5 protein-coding genes are annotated in these 5,381 nt (G+C 41.5%); all 5 read right to left on the reverse strand.

Annotation, left to right across the window (positions count from 1 at the left end; all coding sequences use genetic code 11):
- Nucleotides 1–361: 361 nt before the first annotated feature.
- Entirely contained in the window at nt 362–1,582 is a 1,221-nt protein-coding gene (locus tag FWJ32_RS13100; RefSeq protein WP_149546413.1) for a uroporphyrinogen decarboxylase family protein, read from the reverse strand.
- A 6-nt stretch (nt 1,583–1,588) separates the two neighbouring features.
- On the reverse strand, nt 1,589–2,215 hold the full coding sequence (locus tag FWJ32_RS13105) for a cobalamin B12-binding domain-containing protein (protein WP_149546414.1): 627 nt from the start codon (nt 2,213–2,215) through the stop codon (nt 1,589–1,591).
- Between the two features lie 157 nt (nt 2,216–2,372).
- On the reverse strand, nt 2,373–2,537 hold the full coding sequence (locus FWJ32_RS13110) for a hypothetical protein (RefSeq protein ID WP_203227782.1): 165 nt from the start codon (nt 2,535–2,537) through the stop codon (nt 2,373–2,375).
- A 55-nt stretch (nt 2,538–2,592) separates the two neighbouring features.
- Nucleotides 2,593–3,762: an MFS transporter gene (locus FWJ32_RS13115; RefSeq protein ID WP_203227783.1), complete on the reverse strand. Its 1,170-nt coding sequence runs from the start codon at nt 3,760–3,762 to the stop codon at nt 2,593–2,595.
- A gap of 197 nt (nt 3,763–3,959) precedes the next feature.
- The gene (locus FWJ32_RS13120) at nt 3,960–5,324 is read right to left on the reverse strand and encodes a uroporphyrinogen decarboxylase family protein (protein ID WP_149546415.1); all 1,365 of its coding nucleotides are present in this window, start codon (nt 5,322–5,324) and stop codon (nt 3,960–3,962) included.
- Nucleotides 5,325–5,381: the final 57 nt, after the last annotated feature.

Raw genomic sequence — 5,381 nt, forward strand, 5'->3', positions numbered from 1 at the left:
CTGTGGGCTTTGAGTTCACAAATTCTGTCAGCATTTCTGTTACTTTCTCTTCGTCCAGTTCTCCTACTGCCCGGGTCAATTCATTCAGGTCAATCATGCTCTTACCTCCCAAAAATTAATAATATTTCGAAAAAATCCGAAAAATATGGTCAGGATTTACCTTCATTTTCACCCCCAGTTTCAACAGATTTTTCTGAAAGGATAAAAGAAGAGGATTTGTATATACATGTTACGTAACCAGTATAGACCTGTAAATATAAAATGTCAAGGAAAATTTATAAGAAGAGTCTACTTTCGTATTAACATACTTAAATTGGCACCGATGGAAATCTATCGGTGCCAATTATCAATTTATCAATATTTAACCGTATTTTTCCACTGCTTCAATGACAGCACTTATATTTTTCAGTGGCGTGTCAGCAGGAGCAGTTCCTACACCTGGGGCAAGTATAAAGCCTCCTCCAGGCTTTACCTCTTCCAATAATTTTTTAATATATTCCTGTATTTCCGCCGGAGTGCCTCCAGTCACTAGGCCCATAGGAATGCCCCCCATGACGCATGTATGACCTTGTAACAGTTTTTTGGCCTTGATTATGTCAGTTTTTTCAAAATATGCTATACCCCATCCTTTGGGGAGCTCGAGTATGGTTTCCAAGTGAGCCTCATGCTGTCCCTCAAAGAATAAGAATGACTTAATGCCCTCATCCAAAAGTCTGAGAATGATTTTCTTTAAGTAGGGCCAATAAAATTCATTGTAAAGTTTCGGTGATAAGTATTCATTTAAATGAAGTGGGAAAAATGCATATTTAGCTCCTATCATTTTGGAAGTTAAGGCATAATTAATAATAGGTTCAACTAGCGCTTCAGTAGCCTTTTTCACTTTTTCAGGATACCGGTGGATATCCAGCACTACCGTTTCAATTCCCCTTAAAAAGTCGCCAATAATATCCAACGGTGCGTATCCCCACCCCAATGGAAGAGCTGGGAATCCTAACTGAGCTGAAACTCTGCCGATTTCACCAGCAAAATAAGCACTTCTTTTAATCTCTACACCTAACCTAACCCAAGTTGCCATTGCCTGTCGAGGGGTTGCTAAATTACGGCATACTCTTTTAAGTACAGTTTCAGAAATAAAACCTACAGGGTCTTCAATTAATTTGTCGTATTCATCAGCTTCCATAAAGGTACCGCCGATAAACTGAGGGGAAGCATTTTCCTCAATTTCTCTGCCCGGAAATCTGTAATATTTGTCGCCTAATATATCATGCATCGGCCCTGAAATCATCCCGAGATTTACGGACAAATCAGGAAATTCTGAAAATGCTATGCTAAATATGCGTCCCTCTAATCCAGAAAGTCCAGCCATTGAAAAATCAAAAGGAAAATCTTTTATAAATTTTTCAATTGCTCTCACAGCTTTTTCATAATCATAATTAAACTCATATTGTGTTATACCATAACAAGCAGGAATAATATCTCCAGAAAGTCCCCACAATGGTACTTTATCCGGTTCTTCAAGGTTAGCTGCTGCTTCAAAGCGCGCAAGACGTTCCTCGGCAAGCTCTTTGGGACTCTTTGTCATCTTTTATCACCCCTCCACTCCCATTAATTCCTTGCAAAGCCTTACTCCTTTTGCCGCATCATCTGCCCAAGCGTCGGCTCCCACAAACTGTTTTACTTCTTCATCCACTCTTCCTCCACCTATTATTATCTTTGCGTTGGTTATTCCTGCTGCTTTTAATGCTTCTACAGTCTTTTTCATTGAGCTTAAGCCTGCAGTTATCAGGCATGACATTCCAACTATGTCAGGTTTATGCGTTTTTGCTGCCTCCACAAATTTTTCTACCGGTGTATTAACGCCTATGTCCACCACCTCAAAGCCAGCCGCTTCTGCAAATGCCTTGAATATATCCTTTCCTATGTTGTGGATGTCATCTTTAACGGTGCCAAGGACGATTTTGCCAAGTTTCTTAGTATCTCCCTTAATCAGAGGCAGGGTAAATTTCATGATGTTTCCAAAAATTTCTCCTCCGAGTATAAGCTCGGAAAGGAAGTATTCTCCTTTTTCAAATTTATCGCCTATTACACCCATCGCATTTCTGCAAACTTCAAGCAACTTTTGAGGATCACCACCACTTTCCAGATACTCCCTGGCCATTTTAATTGATCCTTCTTCGTCCATGTCCACTATTTTGTTGAAAAGTTCTTCTTGCACTTTACCTTCCCCCTTTTTAAAAATTGTTGAATTTTTAATTATTGGGAATTATTAAGTCTTCAGTGTCACCTCCTTATATCATGGCGATGGTTATATATACATGTTCCAATCTGAGCATAGCTAAATATTACTGAATCGTCAGGTGCTTTTGAATTTATTATCGTAACTTACCAAACTCAGGCAGGAACATGATTACAACTGCAGCCATTAAAAATCTCAGCACTGCAAGGCCAAGCACGGTATAAAAGTTTGCGCCTGCAATAGGAGCTATGATAAATGTCGGAATGCGGAATGCACCGATGAGCTGCATGGTGACAATCAAACCTCCGGCACTTCCAGCATAAACCGGGCCGATTTCCGGCAGCTTTTATTCAGGCTCAGGCTCCCGGACCTGCAGTTGCAGCAGGCGCCTTCAGTCTTGCCAACGTATAAACCGCTGCAGCAATTCCATAGACGACCATTTCGAAAAAGATTGGGAATCTTACAGGGTCCTGACCGCTTATCTTAGCAAGTAAATCTATATAATAAGGTGACACAAAACCTCCCAAATTCATAAAGGCCATCAGGATGCCTGAAGCCGCAGCAAATCCTGCAGGAGGCACCACCATGCCGATTATCATCATTACGGCAGGCATGACAATGCTGAAGCCTATTCCAACAAGAGTAGCACCTACAGTTAAAAGCACGAGGTTATTCGCATAATATACAAAACCCGCTCCTATTGACACTATTAATAAACCCACAGATATGGCAAACCTATTGGTATATTGATACAATTTGCCAAAAATAGCACCTGCTACCATGCCCCCGACTGTAAACATGGAGAGCACAACCCCAGCCGAGGCTGCATTCCCCAGATTGCCCGTTATTATTATCGTCGACATATTTACCAGCATTGGATAGTTAAGCATTGTAGCAATTCCAAACAATAAGGATATTATATATATCACAGTTGGCATCTTTATTTTTTCTCCGGCTGCCTGCACTTCCCTTTCCGGTTCTGGAAGCATAAATAAGACAATAACAAGAGAAATTATACCCAGAAGATGAGCTAGAAAAGCATAGTGCCAGTTGATTGAACATAAAATGGCTCCAAGCATTTGTAATACTATACCACCAATGTTCATTACAATGGTAGATAAGCCAAGCATGTTAGCCCTCTCCTGGCCATCAAAGAGCTTCAGGATAAGAGCATTCCCCAGTGGGGATATTATACCGAGACCGATTCCAAAAACGGCCCTTGAAATCAGTATAGCCGTAAAATCGTTCATAAATGCGGGGGCAGTTCCTGCAATCACGAAAAGCAGTATGCCGACAATTAACAGTGTCTTGTATCTCATTTTATTGCCCGCCAGCATTCCTGCCAATACCGTAGATGGAATTATGAACAGGGATGGCAGTGTGGATACCAACAAAATCGTAGTAAAGTCGATTTGCGGGAAAGCTTCCGCAATATTTTGAATTGCGGGTGTAATAGTGCCTATTCCCATTGCTATAAAGTAAATTGACATCACAGCAATGGTAACCAGATTTTTGTTTTTATTCATGTTCTCCATCCTTTCATATTAATTATTTTTGTTTCAATTTTTCAATAAAATCGAAGGCTTAAAATGAAAGAAGTGGAAAACCGGCAGGTAAATATATTGCAAACGATTTCCGGTTTCAGAGTCTGATATAACACAGCTTTGGCTCCTTTCCACTTCTTTCACCATCCAACTTTAAAGTTCGTGATTTTATTGTTTTTTTATATCAAGAGATACATCAGGTAATGGAATACGGTTTCCTCAAGGCCCTGAAGTTTTGACGCTCCAAAATCCGACACCTCAGGATTCAATGCCTTGTACTCCTCCCAGGTCTTGTAGTATTTGCTCTCCAGTTTCCTCGAAGGTTCCGCTTTGTAGTCTTCTTTGTTGAATGCCATTCCTGCCGTCTCGCCCGGATTGCTGTACACAGCATAATCCCTTACGGTCTCAGCTACTGCACACAGGTTCTCTAAATTAATATCGCTGAATAATAGTGGGCTCTTATCAAAACCAAATATATACTTGCCGCCCGGGGCAAGGATATCAATATATCTCTTTGCTTCAGCTACGCACTCTTCCTTGGTCTTGGTTTTCAGGTTCATAACCGGATACATTCCTATGATTATGTGCTTCTTGCCCAGCTTCTCCTTAATAAGCTTTGGATCTCCGTATTCGAACATGATCCTTGTATCCGTCGGAAGGTCCTGGAGATAGTCGAGGTATCTGGTCCAGTCATGCTCACAGAATATGGAGCAGTGAATTCCCATAGATGCGTATTCGTCAAGCAGCCTCTTGAAGCTCGGCCACCACAATTCGGCAAAATCCTTTTCTCTCATGAATGTGGGCATGTGCAGTGGAATACCCACCTGGCCGTAATTTGAAATCGTTGCCGGCAAACCCATTTTGAACACTATAGGATAGAGAGCATCACACGCCTCTTTTACCTTCTCGGGCATCCTCCTTATATCCATGCTGATACCCTTGAAGCTTCTGAGCTGGTCTGCAAGAAAGTCAAAGGGCGCTTCCGTGAAACCACCAGAGAGCAAACCACCGGGATAATAGCCATATTTTTCATTTAATTTTGCCATTATCATCCCGCACTGCTGCATGTCATTGTTGAAAGCCAATATGCTTTTTGTAAAACTGATGGCTGTATTTATGGGATCACCATTGGGGTTGAAAGCTTTATACTGTCTGGGGATTACCCTTTCGAGCAGACAGTCGTATGGATTTTCTATGAGATAGTCATAGTCTTCGGGCAGCATCCCTACCACTTCCGGATGCTGTATAAAGCCGTTGGAGGCCATCTGGAAGGATTGGGACTTTAAAAGCTGATAAAATGAAGGAAATCTGAATGAGCCTGAAAATACACATGTATCCGAATAAACAGCCTGGCAGATTTTATCTGCTGCCTCTTCAATCAAAGAAGGGTTCCACTGGGCCTCACTTAAATCCAGACCTCCATACTGAGCTATTATTTCAAAGGGAAGGCTGATGCTTACAGGCACTCTCTTTGGAATCTTGTTGTCGTATACGTCATGGAATATGCTTATCCTTTCCTGCTGCAGGGCTTTCACATCAGTCATTTTATTTCACCCACCCTTGACAGATTTTTACTCCTTCGGCAGCGTTGGTGGTAAAGG

The organism is Calorimonas adulescens, from assembly GCF_008274215.1.
Taxonomy (GTDB): Bacteria; Bacillota; Thermoanaerobacteria; order Thermoanaerobacterales; family UBA4877; genus Calorimonas; species Calorimonas adulescens.